General features: G+C 74.1%; 13 protein-coding genes. 11 read left to right on the top strand and 2 right to left on the bottom strand.

Going from position 1 to position 18,240, the window contains the following annotated elements:
* Window positions 1-3 precede the first annotated feature (3 nt).
* From ABZ810_RS15280 to ABZ810_RS15250, 7 genes are all read left to right on the top strand, one after another.
* On the top strand, window positions 4-3,273 hold the full coding sequence (locus tag ABZ810_RS15280; RefSeq protein ID WP_358403354.1) for a DUF4132 domain-containing protein: 3,270 nt from the start codon (window positions 4-6) through the stop codon (window positions 3,271-3,273).
* Window positions 3,274-3,284: 11 nt separating this feature from the next.
* Window positions 3,285-4,658, top strand: coding sequence for a DUF4132 domain-containing protein (locus ABZ810_RS15275; protein ID WP_358403353.1), 1,374 nt, complete (start codon window positions 3,285-3,287; stop codon window positions 4,656-4,658).
* A gap of 13 nt (window positions 4,659-4,671) precedes the next feature.
* Window positions 4,672-5,769 carry an AAA family ATPase gene (locus tag ABZ810_RS15270; RefSeq protein WP_358403351.1) on the top strand — a complete coding sequence of 366 codons (1,098 nt, stop codon included), beginning with the start codon at window positions 4,672-4,674 and terminating at the stop codon, window positions 5,767-5,769.
* Window positions 5,769-8,102: a DUF5682 family protein gene (locus ABZ810_RS15265; protein ID WP_358403349.1), complete on the top strand. Its 2,334-nt coding sequence runs from the start codon at window positions 5,769-5,771 to the stop codon at window positions 8,100-8,102. Before ABZ810_RS15270 ends, ABZ810_RS15265 begins: the two co-directional genes overlap by 1 nt.
* Window positions 8,099-9,247 (top strand): VWA domain-containing protein, encoded by a 1,149-nt coding sequence (locus ABZ810_RS15260; RefSeq protein ID WP_358403348.1) that lies wholly within the window; start codon window positions 8,099-8,101, stop codon window positions 9,245-9,247. The genes ABZ810_RS15265 and ABZ810_RS15260 overlap by 4 nt, the downstream gene beginning before the upstream one ends.
* Window positions 9,244-11,334 carry a hypothetical protein gene (locus tag ABZ810_RS15255; protein WP_358403346.1) on the top strand — a complete coding sequence of 697 codons (2,091 nt, stop codon included), beginning with the start codon at window positions 9,244-9,246 and terminating at the stop codon, window positions 11,332-11,334. The genes ABZ810_RS15260 and ABZ810_RS15255 overlap by 4 nt, the downstream gene beginning before the upstream one ends.
* Window positions 11,335-11,458: 124 nt before the next feature.
* Entirely contained in the window at window positions 11,459-11,962 is a 504-nt protein-coding gene (locus tag ABZ810_RS15250; RefSeq protein ID WP_358403344.1) for a DUF4231 domain-containing protein, read from the top strand.
* Window positions 11,963-11,978: 16 nt separating this feature from the next.
* On the opposite strand, the gene ABZ810_RS15245 is transcribed toward ABZ810_RS15250, so the two are convergent.
* Both ABZ810_RS15245 and ABZ810_RS15240 read right to left on the bottom strand, forming a co-directional pair.
* On the bottom strand, window positions 11,979-12,983 hold the full coding sequence (locus tag ABZ810_RS15245) for a HEAT repeat domain-containing protein (protein ID WP_358403343.1): 1,005 nt from the start codon (window positions 12,981-12,983) through the stop codon (window positions 11,979-11,981).
* 48 nt (window positions 12,984-13,031) lie between these two features.
* A complete protein-coding gene (locus ABZ810_RS15240; protein WP_358403341.1) occupies window positions 13,032-14,066 on the bottom strand; it encodes a LacI family DNA-binding transcriptional regulator in 1,035 nt (344 codons plus the stop codon).
* Window positions 14,067-14,237: 171 nt separating this feature from the next.
* On the opposite strand from ABZ810_RS15240, the gene ABZ810_RS15235 reads away from it, so the two are divergent.
* From ABZ810_RS15235 to ABZ810_RS15220, 4 genes are all read left to right on the top strand, one after another.
* Window positions 14,238-15,065 carry an ABC transporter permease gene (locus tag ABZ810_RS15235; protein WP_358403339.1) on the top strand — a complete coding sequence of 276 codons (828 nt, stop codon included), beginning with the start codon at window positions 14,238-14,240 and terminating at the stop codon, window positions 15,063-15,065.
* Window positions 15,066-15,128: 63 nt separating this feature from the next.
* The gene (locus ABZ810_RS15230) at window positions 15,129-16,154 is read left to right on the top strand and encodes an ABC transporter substrate-binding protein (protein WP_358403338.1); all 1,026 of its coding nucleotides are present in this window, start codon (window positions 15,129-15,131) and stop codon (window positions 16,152-16,154) included.
* A gap of 19 nt (window positions 16,155-16,173) precedes the next feature.
* Window positions 16,174-17,001, top strand: a complete 828-nt coding sequence (locus tag ABZ810_RS15225) for an ABC transporter ATP-binding protein (RefSeq protein ID WP_358403336.1) — start codon at window positions 16,174-16,176, stop codon at window positions 16,999-17,001.
* A 57-nt stretch (window positions 17,002-17,058) separates the two neighbouring features.
* Window positions 17,059-18,219, top strand: coding sequence for a Gfo/Idh/MocA family oxidoreductase (locus ABZ810_RS15220; protein ID WP_358403334.1), 1,161 nt, complete (start codon window positions 17,059-17,061; stop codon window positions 18,217-18,219).
* Window positions 18,220-18,240 lie beyond the last annotated feature (21 nt).

Here is an 18,240-nt window from a genome sequence, read left to right as displayed (position 1 = left end):
GCCATGGACATCCCGGCCGGCTGGCGGCGCAGGGTGCACCACCGGCGCGGCGGCGCCCCGGCGCCGAAGATCAAGATCGCGAAGGCCGTCGCCACGGCCTGGCTGCGGACCGCGGAGGAGCGGGGCCGGCAGGGCCTCGCCGAGACCGTTGTCACGGCTCCCGGCATGTCGCCCGAGGCGGCGGCCGCGGCGCTCGCCCTCGCCGCGCACGAACGCCGGCGCACCTACGACCCCAAACGCTGGGACGGTTTCGTGGACGGCTGGACGGCCGTGCACGGGCCGGTCTTCGCGGCCTGCGCGTTCGTCGCGGCGTGCGACGCCGACCCGTCGAGGGTCGACAACGAGCCGCAGCTGCCCCAGGCCGCGCTGCGCCTCCGCAGGATGCTGGCCGCGGCCGACGACGCCACCTACGCGGAGGCCGTGGAACGGCTGGCGGAGTGGCGCCGCGGGCCCGCCACACGGCTCGTGACCGCCTACCTCGTCCCCACCAGGACCGACTGGGTGGACGAGTGTTGCGCCGCGCCGCCGCCCGGGTACGCGCAGCGCCTGATGTTGTTGTGCTCCCTTGGCACGGAGGAGCAGCTGGAGCGTCTCGGTTCCTGGGCCCGCCTGGTCTACAGCGACTACTCCGTGGAGATCCTCGGCACCATGGCCGAGGGCGTCGGCACCGCGATCGCGCCGTTGCTGGCCGAGGCGCTCGACCAGTCGCATCTCAGCTCCGACTGGCGCAAGGCGTTGTTCACGGTGCTGACCGCGCTGCCCTCGGACGAGGCGTTCGAACTGCTCCTGGCCCGCGTGGACGAACCGCATTTCCGCGCGCGGGTGATGGAGACGATGGAACGTTTCCCGGAGCGGGCGCTGCGGGTGCTCGCGGCGGCGGACGGCGGCGAGGCCGAAGAACTGCTCGCCGGGCACGCGCGGCTCCACCGCGACCTGGTCACCGGCCTTCCGGCGGACCTGCGCGACAGCGCCGAACGTGCGCTCGGCGACTCCGACCTGATCCCCGAGGCGCCACTGGACGCCGTGCCCGCCGTCCTGCGCGAACCGTGGTGGACCAGGCCGCGGCGGGAGGAGACGCACACCGTCGTCGAGGGCCTCACCCCGCCCGCCGAGACCGTGATCGCCTGGGAGGCCGGCGAACGCGAGGAGCTGGAAGGGCGGCAGATCGGCATCCCGAGCGACTGGCTGGGCCGCTCCGGCGGGCGCGGCGGCGTTTCCTACGGCCCCAGGAGCCTTCCGGAGACGCCGGCCGAGGTCTGGGAGCGGCGCCTCGCCGATTATCGGGCCGGCGGCCTGCTCCGCGACGAGGAGCACGCGCTCTTCGTGCTGGGGCCGGACGAGCTGGTCCGGCCGCTGGTCGGGGACTGGAATCCGTTCCGCGACCACAACGCGGACAACTGGGCGTCGCGGGTCGTCGCGCGGTTCGAGGTGGACGCGCTGCCGTTCGCGCTGCGTTTCGCCCGGGCCAGGCCCACCTCGTTCGGACAGCTGCTGCTGCCGTACCGCGGCGCCGAGGTCGCGGTGCTCATGGCCGACTGGCTCGTCCGCCTCAAGGCGAACAAGGACACGGCCCTCGCTTGGTTCGAGCGGCACGGCGCGGACGCCGCTCCGCTGCTGATACCCGCCGCGCTCGGCAAGCCCGGGGCGGAACGCCGCGGCGCCCGCTACGCGCTGCACCACGTGGCCGCCGGTGCCGGGACCGCCGAGGTAGTCGAGGCGGCCGGGCGGTACGGCGGCGAGGCCGTGCGCGAGGTCGAGGCCCTGCTCGCCCTCGACCCGCGCGACCTGCTGCCCCCGCGCAAGCTCCCCGCGCTCGCCGCCTGGGCGGCGCCCGCCGCGCTGCCGCAGATCCTGATGCGGGACGACCCCGGGCACACGCTGCCCGCCCAGGCGACCGCCCACCTCCTGACGATGGTGGCGCTGTCGGAGCCCTGGGCGGACGTCGAGCCCGGGATCGAGGCCGCGCGGGAGATCTGCGACCCGGCGTCGCTGGCGTCGTTCGCGTGGACGGCGTTCGAACGGTGGCGCGAGCACGGCGAGCCGGCGTCCGACGCGTGGGCGCTGACGGCCCTGGGCTTCCTGGGCGACGACCGTACCGCCCGGGAGCTGACGCCGATCATCCGGGCCTGGCCGGGGGAGAACGGCCATCACAAGGCGGTCAAGGGGCTCGACGTGCTGGCCCTCATCGGCACCGAGGCCGCGCTGACGCAGCTGCACGGCATCGCGCAGAAGGTCAGGTTCAAGGGCCTCAAGGACCGCGCGCAGGAACGTATGGAGTGGGTCGCCGACGACCTCGGGCTCACCGGCGACCAGCTCGGCGACCGGCTCGTTCCGGGCTTCGGCCTGGAGCCCGACGGCACCATGGTGCTCGACTACGGGCCGCGCCGCTTCACGGTCGGGTTCGACGAGCAGCTCAAGCCGTACGTGACCGGCGAGGACGGCAAGCTCCGCAAGGCGCTGCCCAAGCCGGGCGCGAAGGACGACCCTGAGCTGGCCCCCGCCGCGTACGCGGCGTTCGCCCAGCTGAAGAAGGACGTGCGCACGGTCGCCTCGATCCAGGTCCAGCGCATGGAGCTGGCGATGGCCACCGGCCGCCGCTGGTCGGCGGCCGACTTCCGGACCCACCTCGTCGGCCACCCGCTCGTCTGGCACATCGTCCGGCGGCTGGTGTGGCTGGCCGAGGACGGCGGCAAGGCGACCGCGTTCCGCGTCGCCGAGGACCGCACGTTCGCCGACGCGGCCGACGACGTCTTCACGCTCGCCGGCACCGCCGAGGTCACCGTCGCCCACCCGCTCCACCTCGGCGACGCGGTGCCGGCCTGGGCGGGCACGTTCGCCGACTACGAGATCATCCAGCCGTTCGCGCAGCTGGGCCGGCCGGTGCACGCGCTGACCGACGAGGAACGGGCGGGGGCGCGGCTGACCCGGTTCGAGGGCGTCAGCGTGCCGTTCGGCAGGGTCCTGGGCCTGGTCAAGCGCGGCTGGCGGCGCGGCGAGCCGCAGGACAACGGCACCGAACGCTGGATCTACCGCGAGGTGCCCGGCGGCCTGTACGTCCTCATCAACCTCGACCCCGGCATCCAGGTCGGCGTCGTCGACATGGATCCCGAGCAGCGGCTCGAGTACGTCTGGATCGGCGATCACCTCCACGACTACTGGTCGAGCCGCGACGACGGCGAGCACTCGTTCGCGGAGCTCGATCCGGTCACGGCGTCCGAGGTGCTCGGCGACCTGACCGACCTCACCGAGCCGGCCGACCGGCCCACCCCCTGACGGAGACGATCATGAACACCGAGACCACGCCGCTCCCGCCGTGGGCGGCTCCGCACCGGCTGCCGCCGATCCGGCTGCGCGACGGCGACGGCACCCTGCCCGAGGACGACGTCCGGGAGCTCATCGCCATCCTGGCCAAGCCGCGAGGGAGACATCGGAAGCTCACCAAGCTCCGCGAACGCTGCGATCCGCGGTCGCTCGGCGACTTCGCCTGGGCGCTGTTCGAAGCGGGCGGGCAGGGCGAGAAGCGGTGGACGCTGACCGCCCTCGGCACGCTCGGCGACGACGGTGTCGTGCGGCGCCTCGGGCCCGTGATCGCCAGCTGGCCGTCCAACCTGTTCCAGCGGGCGGGCCTGGCCCTCGAAATGCTGGCGAGGATCGGCACCGACCTGGCGCTGCTGCACGTCAGCACGCACGCGCGCAGGGGCCGGACGGCCGGCCGCAGGAAGCGCGCCCAGCGGCTCCTCGACAAGGCCGCCGCCGAGCGCGGCCTGACCGTCGAGCAGCTGGCCGACCGGCTCGTCCCCGACCTCGGCCTGGACGCCACCGGCAGCATGGTGCTCGACTACGGCCCGCGCCGCTTCACGGTCGGGTTCGACGAGCAGCTGAGGCCGTTCGTGCTGGACGGGGCCGGCAAGCTCCGCAAGGCGCTGCCCAAGCCGGGCGTCAAGGACGACGCGAAGCTGGCGCCGGCGGCCTACCAGGCGTTCTCCGCCCTCAAGAAGGACGTGCGCAAGCTCGCCGGCGAGCAGATCGAGCGGCTGGAGACGGCCATGGCGTGCCGCCGCCGCTGGACCATCGAGGAGTTCAGCGACCTGTTCGTGGCGCATCCGCTGCTCTGGCACGTCGTCCGGCGCCTGGTGTGGCTGGACGAGACCGCCGGGACGGCCTTCCGCGTCGCCGAGGACCGCACGTTCGCCGACGTCGACGACGCGGTCTTCGTTCCCGGCGACTCCGCGCGCATCGGCATCGCCCATCCCCTCGACCTGGGGGACCCGGCGCCGTGGTCGGAGGTCTTCGCCGACTACGAGATCCTCCAGCCGTTCCCGCAGCTCGGCCGCTCCGTGCACGCCCTCACCGAGGAGGAGCGGAGCACGGGACAGGTGACCCGGTTCGAGAAGCTCCCGTTCCCCGGAGGCAGGGTCCGGGCGATGGAACGGCGCGGCTGGACACTGGGCGCTCCGGCCGACGCGGGCATCCAGAGCGACCTGACGCGCGGGCCGGTGACCGTCTGGCTGGACCCCGGCCTCGTGGTCTGGGGCGACCCCGGCGAGACCCAGACCTTGCACGAGGTCACCATCGGCTCCCGCGCGCGGGACCTCGACCCCGTGACCGCCTCCGAGATCCTGCGCGACCTCACCGAGCTGACCGCCCCGTCCGACTGACACCGGAAGACAGATGACCGACACCACCGAAGAGCAACTGCAGAGGCCGCCCGCCGAGGTGCGGTTCGCGGACGAGCTGGCCCGGCTGCGCGCCGGCGACACGGCGCCGCGGCCGCCCGGCTGGGCGCTGAGCCTGGAGGCCGCGCGCCGGTTCATCGTGGGCGACGAGGCGCGCGGGATCCGGCGCAAGTTCGTCGGCGACCCGTCCCTCATCGACCGCGCGCTGGTCACGCTGGCGACCAGCCGCGGGCTGATGCTGGTCGGCGAGCCCGGCACCGCCAAGTCGTTGTTGTCCGAGCTGATCGCGGCCGCGGTCAGCGGCGACTCGACGCTCACGATCCAGGGCGGCGCCGCCACCACCGAAGACCAGATCAAGTACTCCTGGAACTACGCGCTGCTGGTGTCGGAGGGCCCGTCGCCCCGGTCGCTGGTGCCCGCGCCGATGCTGAACGGCATGGCGGGGGGCAAGGTCGTCCGGTTCGAGGAGATCACCCGCTGCCCGCTGGAGGTCCAGGACTCGCTGCTGTCGCTGCTGTCCGAACGGGTGCTGGCCGTGCCCGAGCTGACCGGCGCCGACGCGATGGTGTTCGCCCGCGAGGGCTTCAACGTGATCGCGACCGCCAACACCCGCGACCGCGGCGTCAACGAGATGAGCGCGGCGCTCAAGCGGCGCTTCAACTTCGAGACCGTCTTCCCGATCGCCGACTTCGCCACCGAGCTCGACCTGGTCGAGGCCGAGGCCACCGCGCTGCTCGAACGGTCCGGGGTGACCGCGCCGCCGCGCCGCGACGTGCTGGAGGTGCTGGTCACCACGTTCCGCGAGCTGCGCGAGGGCGTCACCGCGCAGGGCGAGTCGATGGACCGGCTGTCCACGGTCATGAGCACCGCCGAGGCCGTCTCGGTCGCGCACGCCATCGGCGTCCGCGGCTGGTTCCTGCGCGGCGAGCCGGGCTCGCCCGCCGACATCGTGGAGTGCCTGGCGGGCACGGCCGCCAAGGACAACGCCGACGACCTGGCACGGTTGCGGCGCTACCTGGAGCAGCAGGCGCCCAAGCGCGGCGGCGGCCAGTGGCGGGCCCTGCACCAGGCCCGGCACCTGCTCCCGGGCTGATGGCCGTCACCTTCGTCGGCGTCCGCCACCACAGCCCGGCCTGCGCACGCCTGGTCCGGCGGACGATCGAACGGCTGCGGCCCGCGCACGTGCTCATCGAGGGGCCGGCCGACTTCAACGGGCGCCTGGACGAGCTGGCGCTGGGCCACGACCTGCCGGTGGCGATCTTCAGCCACCATCGGGACGGCGCCAGGTCGCACCTGTCGTGGACGCCGTTCTGCGACTACTCGCCCGAGTGGGTCGCGCTCGTCGCCGGGCGGGCGGCGGGCGCGGCGGTCCGGTTCATCGACCTGCCCGCCTGGCATCCGGCGTTCGCCGACCGGCGCAACCGCTACGCCGACGCCGAGCAGCGCTACGCCGAGGTGATGGACCGGCTGTGCCGCAGGTTCGCCGTCGACAACGTGGACGCGCTCTGGGACCACATGGTCGAGATCGAGCCGGACGACCGGCTGGAGGAACGGCTCGCGGCCTACTTCGACCTCGTCCGCGGCGAGGCGGCGGCAGGGGAGGACGACGACGCCCGCGAGCGCGACGAGGACGGCAAGGGCGAGCGCGCCGACGGCAGCGAGGGCGAGGGCGATGACGACAGCGCCCGCGAGGCCTACATGGCGCGCTGGGTCCGGGCCGCGATGGCCGACGCCGGCGACCGGCCGGTGGTCGTCGTGACCGGCGGGTTCCACCGGCCCGCCCTCCAGGCGCTGGCCCGGCGGCCCGCGAAGGAGGCGGGCTGGCCGGAGGTCCCGGCCCCGCCCGGCGGCGCGACGGGCGGAAGCCACCTGGTGCCCTACTCGTTCCGGCGGCTCGACTCGTTCACCGGCTACCAGTCGGGCATGCCGTCGCCCGAGTACTACCAGCGGCTCTGGGAGGACGGGCCGGAACGCGCCGCCGCCGGGCTCACCACGGCGGTCGTGGCGCGGCTGCGCGAGCGCAGGCAGGTGGTCTCCACCGCCGACCTCATCGCCGCGCGCACCCTCACCGAGGGGCTGGCGCGGCTGCGCGGCCACCGCCACCTGTCGCGGACCGACCTGCTCGACGGCCTGGTGGCCGCCCTGGTCTCCGACGACCTCGAACGGCCCCTGCCGTGGACGTCCCGGGGCCCGATCGGCGGCGGGACGCACCCGGTGGTGGCCGAGATGGTCGCGGCCCTGAGCGGCCGGCGCGTCGGGCGCCTGCATCCCGACACCCCGGCGCCGCCGCTCGTCCACGAGGTCGACGCCGAGCTGGAACGGCTCGGGCTCGACCGTCCCGGCACGGTCACGCTGAAGCTGACCGACCCGGTCGGCCTGGCGCGCAGCCGCACCCTGCACCGGCTCCGCGTCCTGCGCGTCCCCGGGGCGCGCCGCGACTCCGGTCCCTCGACCGGCGCGGACCCCGTCCTCGACGAACGCTGGACGATCACCGAGACCGAGGACCGGCTCTCCGCCCTGATCGAGGCCGGTGCGTACGGTGCCACGCTCGCCGACGCCGCCGTCGCCGCCCTGGAGGAACGCACCGCGCTCGCGGGCGGCGACGTCGGCCTGCTCGGCGAGGTGCTCTTCGACGCCGCCCTCTGCGGCTGCGCCGACCTCTCCGACAACGTCGGCGAGGCCATCGCCGCGGGCATCGTGAGCGCGTCCGACATGGACGCGCTCGGCCGCGTGCTCGTCACGGTCCTCGGCCTGTGGCGGCACGACCGGCTGCTCGGCACCGCGGGCAGCCCCCTGTTCGGGACCGTCATCGAACGTGCGGTCACCCGCCTGCTCTGGCTCGTGGAGGGCGTCCGCGGCGGCCCGGCGCCCGCCGACCTCGGCCGGATCGCCGCGGTGGCGGCGCTGCGGGACGCGCTGATCCACGCCACCGCCCCGCTCGGGCTCGACCGGACCGCCGCCCTCGGCGTCGCGGGCCGTGTCGCCGCCCAGGCGCAGGCGCCGCCCGACCTGCGCGGCGCCGCGTTCGGCCTCGGCTGGGCGCTCGGCGAGACGGCGTCCGACCCGGTGCGCGCGGTCCGCGGCGCGGCCGGGCCGCTGACGCTGGGCGACTGGCTCGCGGGACTGTTCGCGCTCGCCCGCGACGAGGTGCTGGCCGGTCCCGGCATCCAGGACGTCCTGGACGACCTGGTGGTGGCGTTCGGCGACGACGACTTCCTGATCGCGCTGCCCGCGCTGCGCCAGGCGTTCGAGTTCTTCCCGCCGCGCGAGCGCGAGACGATCGCCGAGGCGCTCGTCTCGCGTCGCGGGCTGCGGGCCTCGGGCCGGGACCTGCTGCGCGGCCCGGCCGACCCGATCCTGATCGCCGAGGCACGGGCTCTGGAGGACAAGGTGGACCGGCTGCTCGCCGCGGAGGGACTCGCATGACGACCGACCCGGGACTCGAACGCTGGCGGCTCATCCTGGGCGCCCCCGCCGAGGGGGCCTGCGGTGGCCTCGGGGGCGACGGCGCCGCCCGGGGCGGCGCGCTCGACTGGCTCTACGGGCGCGGCGACCCCGAGCAGGACCGGCGCGGCGTCCGGCGCGGCGGGGTGAAACGCGACGGCGGGCGCCAGGGCGGCTCCGGGCCGTCCCCGCTGACCACCGTGGACTGGCTGGACGAGGTGCACCGGCTCTTCCCCAAGGAGACGATCGAGCGGCTCGAACGCGACGCCGTCGAGCGTTACGAGATCCTCGACGTGGTGACCGACGCCGCCGTGCTGGAGCGGATCGAGCCCAACCCGACGTTGCTGCGCGCCGTCCTGCGCACCAAGCACCTGATGAACCCCGAGGTGCTCGCGCTGGCCCGGCGCATCGTCGAGGCCGTGGTGCGGGACCTGGTGGAGAAGCTGGCCACCGAGGTCCGGCAGGCGTTCTCCGGCACCCGCTCGCGCCGCCCGAGCATTCACAAGCAGGCGCGCAACTTCGACTTCCAGCGCACGATCCGCGCCAACCTGGGCCACTACCGGCCCGACGAGCGCCGCGTCTACATCGAGCGGCCGCACTTCCACTCGCGGACCCGGCGCCACCTCGACCGGTGGCAGCTCGTCCTGCTGGTCGACCAGTCCGGCTCGATGCTCGACTCGGTCATCCACTCGGCGGTGACCGCCGCCTGCCTGTGGAGCCTGCCCGGCCTGAAGACCCACCTCGTCGCGTTCGACAGCGACGTCGTCGACCTCACCTCCGACGTCACCGATCCGGTGGAGCTGCTGATGAAGGTGCAGCTCGGCGGCGGCACGAACATCGCCCGCGCGGTGCGCTACGGCGCCTCGCTCATCGACAACCCGCGCCGCACGATCTTCGTGGTGATCAGCGACTTCTACGAGGGCGGCGACCCGGGCGACCTCGTCCGGTCCGTCCGCGGGCTCGTCCAGCAGGGCACGCAGGTGCTCGGCCTCGCCGCGCTGGACGAGGAGGCCAACGCCGCGTTCGACCACGGGACCGCGCAGCGCCTCGCCGACGTGGGGGCGCACGTCGGCGCGATGACCCCGGGCGAGCTCGCAGCCTTCGTCGCCGAGAGGATCGGCCGGTGACCCGTTCCGACCTGCTCGCCCTCACCCCGGAGTCGCTCTCCGCGCTGGCCAACCGGGGCCTGGTCAAACGTGCGGCCAAGGACGTCGACGCGGGCGCGGGACCGGCGGTCACCGTCGAGGCCGACGGCACCGTCCGAGGCGCCCTGCCCGACGGCACCGAGATCGTCCTCCCCGCCGGAGCCGGTCTGGAGACCGCCACCTGCACCTGCGCCGCGACGGGCACCTGCCGGCACCAGATCGCGCTGGTCCTGGCCTACCAGCGCGACCACGAGGGTTCGGCCGGGAAGGGACGGCCCGCGCCCGCGGCGGAGACCGCGGCGCCCGCCGGACCCGGCGCCGCTGACGCCGGGTCCGAGACCGGGACCGAGACCGGGGCCGAAGCCGGGTCCGGGTCGCGTGCTGAAGACGCCGGGCCCGAGGCCGGGTCCGGGTCGGGCACCGGGGGCGGGGACTCCGGGTCCGGGTCGGACGAGGCCGCTCCCTGGTCGCCCGGGGAGATCGACGACGAGGCGCTCGTCCAGGTGCTGGGCTCGCGGGTGGTCACCGCCGCCCGCCGTACGTTCCGGGCGGGCTACACCGCCCGCCTCCGGCGCGCCGACGCGGCCGTCGAGCTGCCGACGTGCAGCGTGCGGTTCCTCGTGCCGGGCGAGCTCGGATACGCGCACACCGACGCCGCCGCCACCTCCCGCGGCGAGGCGATCGTGCTGGCGGTCTGGGCGTTCCGCGCCGCCGACGAACGCGGGCTCACCGCCGACGACGTGCGGATCGACGTCGGGGGCGAGGGCGGGCGGCAGGCCGCCGACCTCACCGAGACGCTACGGCTCGCCGACCAGGTGCTGCTCGACGGCGCCATGCACGCCAGCGCCGTGCTGGGCACCGCGCTCCAGCGCGCCGGGCGCGACCTCACCGCCCAGGACCTGCACTGGCCCGCCGCCGCCGTGACCGACCTCATCGGCCAGCTCACCGCCTACCGCGACCGCCACGCCGGCTACCGGCCCGAACGGCTCGCCGAACTGATCACCGAGCTGCACGCCCGGCACCGCGCCGGTGCCGGGAGCCCGCGTTCACAGGTCCTCGGCACCGGCGAGAAGGCCGAGAGCCGGCTGCGCCGCATCCGGCTCACCGCCCTCGGCTGCCGCATCGACGGCACCGACGACGAGCGCACCGCCGACGTCTACCTCGCCCAGGCAGACGCCGGCATCGTCCTGGTGCTGCGGCGCCACTGGAACGAGACCGCCACGGGCCACGAGCTGGCAGGGCGGCGCGTCTCCGGCAGCACGCTCCGCGCGTTCGCCACCGCCAACATCGTGTCCGAGACGGCCACCCGCAGCGCCGGCCGCGTCGTCCGCCTCGCCACCGGCCGCGTCGCCAAGTCGACGGTCACCCCGCTCGGCTCGTCCTGGACGGACCTGCCCGCCCCGGTCCTGGTGCGCGACCTGCGGCGGGCCGCCGACGAGCTGGGCCGGATGCCGCCCCGCCTCGTCCGTCCCCGCGTCGCCGCCGAACTCGTGCGCGTCGTCGAGGTCGCCGAGGTGGACGGCATCGCCTACCACCCGGGCGACCAGCGCCTGGACGCGACGATCTCCGACGCCGCCGGGGGCACCGCGACGGTCTCCGCCACGTTCAGCCCGTACGCCCCCGGCGCGCTCGACGACCTCGCGGACGCGCTGGCCCGCGGCCCCAGCCACATCAGCGGCACGCTCCGCCGCTCCCACGGCGCGCTCGTCCTCGACCCGATCGCCGTCCTGGCCGCGGGCGCCGTGACCGTCCCCGACCTGGCGCCGGGCACGGGCGAGGGCGACCTGGAGGGCTCCGCCGGGCGCCGTCTCGACCCGCTGAGCGCGGCTCTCGGCGCCGCGCTCGACGCGTGCGCCGACGCGGCCCACCGCGGGCTGCTGCACCTCACGCCGGGCACCCGCTCCCGCCTCGAACGGGTCGCCGCCGACCTCGCCGCGACCGGGCTCCGCTCGGCCGCCGAGCAGGTCGACGGGCTCGCCCGCGCGCTGGCCTCCGACGATCCGCGGCGCATGACCGACGCCTGGACGGCGGCCCAGATCCGCCTCCTCACCACGGCCGAGCTCCGTTAGGGCGGGAGTCCATGGCCGCGTCGTCGGGATGGACGAGCCTGACGTTCATGCCAGGACGTCTTGCCGGAGCGGCGCCGGTGGGCAACGCTCGCGGAAGCGGATCAACGCGAACGCTGGAGGGCTGATGACGGAGACACGAGACTCGGGCGACCGGAACGAGCGGCACTGGGTGTGGTCGGCGCGAGGGGCCGACGGTTCTCCGGTGCCCGACAGCGTGCTGGCCAAGTGGCGCTGGTACTCGGTGCACGCGCGCCGGTGCCGGCTCGAGCACTACGCGCTCGAACTGATCATCCTGATCATCGCGGCGGCCATCCCGGTGTCCGCCGCGCTGGACGGGGGAGCGGGCGTGGGCGCGGTGCTCGGCGCCCTGGTGGTGGTCGGTGCCGGGCTCCGGCAGATCCTCGGGCTGAACGAGAACTGGGTGAGCTACTCGCAGGCCAGGTACGCCGTCGAGAAGGAGATCGCGCTGTACGCCGCCGGCGCCGCGCCCTACCAGATCGAGCCGGCCGCCCGGCTGGTGGCCAACGTCGGGGCGCTCACCGAGAACGAGGGGCAGGACTGGTCGGTGCGCCGCCTGCGCGGAGTGCCGGGCGGGCTCGCCGTGCCGCCGCCCGGCAACAACCTCTAGCCGGCCCGGCCCGCCACTAGATGGCCAGGGCGCCGCGGGGATGGCCGTGCTCGCGGCCGCAGTCGGTGAGGGCGAGCACGCCGTGGCCCTCGACGCGGGTCGCGGGGCCGAGCGCCGCCGGATCGACCGACGACCCGGCGGCGACCACGGTGGCATGGCAGGTGGCGGGGATGCCGAGCCGTTCGCGCACCTCGCGGTGGCGGGCCCGCAGCGCGGCCGCGTCGGTGAGGTCGACGCCGTCGTGCCAGCCCTCCGGCATGGCCTGGACGTGCGGAGGCAGCAGGCCCTCCTCGGCGGGCAGCGGGCGGCCGATCTGGTCGTCGGGGTCGGACACGTCGTAGTGGCGGACGATCTCGCCGCCCTCGGCGACGGTCCAGGCCGTCCAGCCGTCGCCGCAGCTCACCCCGTACCAGTGCGCGGCGCCGAAGCGCAGGCCGAGCGCCGCGCAGCGGGCGAGCACCACGCCGCGGAGACGCTCCTCGTAGGCCTCGTCGCGCGGCGGCCCGGTCCGGTGGACGTCGTCGGACCGGTCGCCGAACACCAGCGTCCAGCCGTCCAGCACCGGGCTGACGTAGACGCGGTGGCACCCCCGGTGCTCGGCGCGGGGGTGGGCCCAGTCGTGGTTGTCGTGGTTCCAGGCGCCGGCGCCGAGCCGCATCGTCACCGGCTCGGGCGAGGACAGGCCGAACGCGTCGAGCACGGCCTCCTGGTCGGGGGTCGGGAGCGCGAACCAGGAGCCGCACAGGTGCATCGGCGCGGGCACCTCACCGCGGATCTTGACACGGATGAGCCGCCTGATCACCGCCCGGTCGTGGTCGTCGAGGGCGTCCGGCCCGCCGACCGCGGCCAGCGCCTCCAGGGCCCGGCGGCGCAGCGGCCCCCGGCTCTCGTGCCGCAGCCTGCGCAGCCGCGGCACGACCGTGGCCGGATCGAACTCGCACAGGGCCCGGACGGCGCCGTGCCGGACGGCCTCGTCCGGGTCGCCGAGCATGCCGATGAGATCGCTGGCCGTGACTTCCACGTCCGGGACGTTAACAGTCACCGCTGACAGCGTCAGGGTGAACGGGGATCATCGCAGGGGCGCGGTGCTGGCGCGCAGGACCACCCGGCCGGTGATGCGCTCGACCCTGCTGCGGCGGCCGCGCGGGTCGCGCAGCGCGAGGTTGGTGACGCGCTCGCCCATCTCGTCGAGCGGCAGCGCGACCGTGGTCAGCGGGGGAGTGAGGTCGCCGACGATCGGGATGTCGTCGAAGCCGGCCAGCGAGACGTCGCCGGGCACGTCGAGGCCGCTGTCGCGGAACGCGGTCAGCGCGCCGATCGCCATCACGTCGGTCACCGCGAACACGCAGGTGGGGCGCAGGCCGCGGCGCATCAGCTCGGTGGCCGCCGCGTGCCCGCCGTCCCGCGTGAACGGCGCCTCGATCACGTGGTCGCCGGCCAGCTCGACGCCGGCCTCGCCGAGCGCGTCACGGAACCCGGCGAGCCGGTCGGACACGGTGGTCAGGGCGAGCGGCCCGGTCAGCACCGCGAAGTCGCGGTGGCCGAGATCGAGGAGGGCGCGGGCCAGCGCCGCCGAGCCCTCGCGGTTCTCCGGCAGCACCGCGTCGACCTTGAGGCTGCGGTGGCGGCTCACGACGGCGACCCGGCCGCCCGCGCGCTGGTAGGGCTCGAGCTCGGCGGCCATCGACCGTTCCCACGCGCGGTCCTCGAAGCCGGAGCCGATGAGAAGGATGGCGCGGGCGCGCTGGGCGCGGAGCATCGCGATGTACTCGACCTCGCGGGCCGGGTCGCGGTTGGTGCTGGCCAGCATCACCAGCTGGCCGTGCTCGCTGGCGGCGCGCATCACGCCCCGGGCGATGGCGGCGAAGTAGGGGTCGCTGACGTCGTGGCAGATCACGCCGATGGCCTGGCTGGAGGCGCCGGCCAGCGCCTGCGCGTGGGCGTTGGGGGTGTAGGCGAGGTCGGCCGCCGCGGCGAGGACACGTTCGCGCAGGTCGGCGCGCACCTGCGAGGTGCCGTTGAGGACGCGGGAGGCGGTGGCGAGCGACACCTCGGCGCGCCGCGCCACGTCCTGCAATGTCACGTGCGTGCGTTCCCCGGTCACCACTGACCCCTCCCCGTTGCGCGTACGACGGCCACCGGAAGTCCGGGACGACCCCTTGACCGTGCCAGACCGCGTCCATATCGTACAACAGAAAGCGCTTTCTGAATGCGCTTTCTGAGCCCGCCGATGGAGGTGCTCGTGGTGAGTCAGGGCACGGTTTCCGGTGTTCCGGTGGCCGGAGTCGCGGAACGGGACAGGCCCGGCGCCGGCGAACGGCTGCGAGACGCCCTCGAACGGTCGTGGCGGCCGGTGGTGCTCCTGGTGGCATGCCTGGCCGCCTGGTGGGCCGTCACCGCGGCCGAGCTGGTCAAGCCCTACCTGGTGCCGTCGCCGGGCCGCACGTTCGACGTGCTGACGGGCAAGTGGGACTACATCTGGCACCACAGCTGGGTGACCACCTACGAGACGCTGCTCGGCTTCGTGCTCGCGGTGGCGTTCGGGGTGCTGGCCGCGGTCGTCATGGTCTACTCCTCGACGATCGAGAAGACGCTCTACCCGGTCCTGCTCTTCGCGCAGGTCATCCCCAAGATCGCGATCGCGCCGCTGTTCGTGGTGTGGCTGGGCTTCGGCATGACGCCCAAGGTCTTCGTCGCGGTGCTCATCTCGTTCTTCCCGGTGGTCATCGCGATGGTCACCGGCCTCAAGGCGGTCGACCCGGAGATGCTCGAGCTCTCGTCCACCATGGGCGCCGGATCGTTCGCCACGTTCCGCAAGATCCGCTTCCCGGCGTCGCTGCCGTACCTGTTCTCGGGGCTGAAGGTGGCGGTCACGCTCGCCGTCACGGGTGCGGTGGTCGGCGAGTTCGTCGGGGCGAACGAGGGCCTGGGCTATGTGATCCTCCAGGCCAACGGCAACCTCGACACCCCCATGTTGTTCGCCGGCCTGCTGGTCATGTCGGCGATCGGCGTCGTGCTGTTCATGTTCGTCGAGCTCGCCGAGGCGCTGCTCATCCCCTGGCACGCCAGCCGCCGCGGCTCGGCCGTGACCACCGCCTACTGACACCGCCTGCCGACGCACGGCCCACCGACACTTTCCGCCCGAGACCGACGGAGGTCCACCCCCATGAGACTCCGCAGATTCGCCGCCGTCATCGTCCCCGTCGTCGCGCTCAGCGCCGCCGCCGCGTGCGGCGGTGACGACGGCGACAAGACCAAGAGCGCCTCCGGCAAGGAGCTCGACAAGGTCACCCTCACGCTCAACTGGTACCCGTACGGCGAGCACGCGCCGTTCTACTACGGCAAGAAGCAGGGCATCTACGAGAAGCACGGCATCGCCCTCGACATCAAGGCCGGGCAGGGCTCGCAGAAGACCGTGCAGGCGACCGGCGCGGGGCAGACCGACTTCGGCTGGGCGGACACGCCGCCGCTGATGGCGGGCGTGGGCCAGGGACTGCCGGTCAAGAGCCTCGGCGTCTTCCTCCAGACCACCCCCGTCTCGGTGCAGTCGTTCACCAGCAAGGGCATCAAGACGCCGGCCGACCTCAAGGGCAAGCGCATCGCCTCCACCGCGGGTGACGCGCCGTCCAAGACGTTCCCGGTCTTCCTGGAGAAGAACGGCGTCGACGCGTCCGAGGTGCAGATCCAGAACACCGACCCGGCGGGGAAGATGGCCGCGGTGCTCTCCGGCAAGGCCGACGCCCTCATCGGGTACGCCAACGACCAGGGCCCGACGATGCAGAACAAGTCCGGCAAGCCGGTGTCGTACCTGCGCTTCTCCGCGTTCGGCCTCAACTACTACTCCAACGGCCTGATCGTGGGCGAGCGCAAGCTGCAGAGCTCGCCCGACCTCGCCAAGCGCATGTTCGCCGCCACCAGCGAGGCGTGGACGGCGGCGGAGAAGGACCAGGCGGGCGCCGTCGCGTCCATGCAGGGCGCGTCCGCGCAGCTGCCGCCGGTGTCGGTGCTGACCGACCAGTTCAAGACGACGCTGACCCTGCTCCACACCGACGCCACCAAGGGCAAGGCGCCCGGGATCAACACCACCGCCGACTGGACGCAGACCATCGACCTCTTCGCCCAGACCGGGATCATCGGCAAGCCCGAGACCCCGGACGAGTACTGGGCCTCCAACGTCGCCCCGCAGGGCTGACCGACCGCGACGGAGGGCCGTGAAGATCACCAGCGAGGACAGGACCGTGACGGCGCCCGACGCCGGCACCGGCGCCCCGGCGGCGGTGCGGATCGAGGACGTCGCCGTGCGGTTCCGGACGAAGAAGCGGGACGTGACCGCGCTGTCGGACGTGTCGGTCGACGTCGCCATGGGCGAGTTCGTGGCGATCGTGGGGCCCTCCGGCTGCGGCAAGTCGACGCTGCTGAAGCTCGTGGCCGGACTGCTCAAGCCGTCCGGCGGCGTCGTGCGGCTGCGCGGCGAGCAGGTCACCGGACCGCGCCACGACATCGGGTACGTGTTCCAGCGGGCGGCCCTGCTGGAGTGGCGCAGCGCGCGGCGCAACATCCTGCTCCAGGCCGAGATGCGGCGCATGCCCGCCGCGCAGGCGCGTGAGCGGGCCGCCCGGCTCATCGAGATGACCGGGCTGGGCGGCTTCGAGGACGCTCTCCCGCACGAGCTGTCGGGCGGCATGCAGCAGCGCGTCGCGCTCTGCCGCGCCCTGCTGCACGAGCCGCCCGTCCTGCTGATGGACGAGCCGTTCGGCGCGCTCGACGCCCTCACCCGCGAGCAGATGAACGTGGAGCTCAACCGCATCTGGCGGGAGACCGGCACGACGATCCTGCTGGTCACGCACTCCATCGCCGAGGCGGTCTACCTCGCCGACCGGGTCGTGGTGATGACCCCGCGGCCGGGCACGGTCGAGGAGATCATCGACGTCGGCCTGCCCGCCGAGCGGGACTACGCCGCGACCATGGCGCGGCCCGAGTTCGCCCGGGCCACCCGCCGCATCCGCGATCTCCTGGGCGCCGAGTCGGCGCACGACTGACCCGCTGCACGACCTACCGCTCCACGAGCGACCCGCTCTCTGCGACGAAGGGGATTCATGGGCACGGAACGCAGGCCCGTCGGCATCGTCATGAACGGCGTGACCGGACGGATGGGGCTTCGCCAGCACCTGATCAGATCGATCCTGGCGATCCGCGACGAGGGCGGGCTGCCGCTCACGGACGGGACCGTGCTGTGGCCCGAGCCCATCCTCGTCGGCCGCACCGAGCACAAGCTGCGGGCCGTCGCCGAGAAGCACGGGCTCGGCGAGTGGACGACCGACCTGGCCGAGGCGCTGGCCAGGCCCGGCGTGGAGATCTACTTCGACACCCAGATCACCGGTGCCCGGTCGCCGGCGATCAGGGCGGCCATCGCCGCGGGCAAGCACGTCTACACCGAGAAGCCGCTCGCCGAGGACCTCTCCGGCGCGCTGGAGCTGGCGCGGCTCGCCGGCGAGGCGGGGATCAAGCACGGCGTGGTCCAGGACAAGCTCTTCCTGCCGGGGCTGCGCAAGCTGAAGCGGCTGGTCGACGGCGGCTTCTTCGGGCGGATCCTGTCGGTGCGGGGCGAGTTCGGCTACTGGGTGTTCGAGGGCGACTGGCAGGAGGCGCAGCGGCCGAGCTGGAACTACCGGGCCGAGGACGGCGGCGGGATCATCGCCGACATGTTCTGCCACTGGCGTTACGTGCTGGACGAGATCGTCGCGCCGGTGCGGTCGGTGCAGTGCCTGGGCGCGATCCACATCCCCGAACGGGTGGACGAGGACGGCAAGCCCTACGAGGCGACCGCCGACGACGCCGCGTACGGGATCCTCGAGCTGGACGGCGGCGTCATCGCGCAGATCAACTCGTCCTGGGCGACCCGGGTGTTCCGCGACGAGCTGGTGGAGTTCCAGGTGGACGGGACGGAGGGCAGTGCCGTGGCCGGGCTGCGCCGCTGCCGCGTCCAGCACCGGTCGGCGACGCCCAAGCCGGTCTGGAACCCCGACCTGCCCGCGACCGACGACTTCCGCGGCCAGTGGCTCGAGGTGCCCGACAACACCGAGTTCGGTAACGGCTTCAAGGCGCAGTGGGAGGCGTTCCTTCGGCACGTGGCCGAGGACGCGCCGTTCCGCTGGGACTTCCACTCCGGCGCGCGCGGCGTCCAGCTCGCCGAGCTCGGGCTGCGCGCCTGGCGCGAGGGCCGCCGCGTCGAGGTGCCGGAGCTGGCGCGGACATGAACCGGCGCGGACACGAACCGG

The organism is Spirillospora sp. NPDC047279, from assembly GCF_040643285.1.
GTDB lineage: Bacteria > Actinomycetota > Actinomycetes > Streptosporangiales > Streptosporangiaceae > Spirillospora.
The sequence above is the reverse complement of the archived record's forward strand: the minus strand, read 5'-3'. Positions and strand labels throughout refer to the sequence as shown.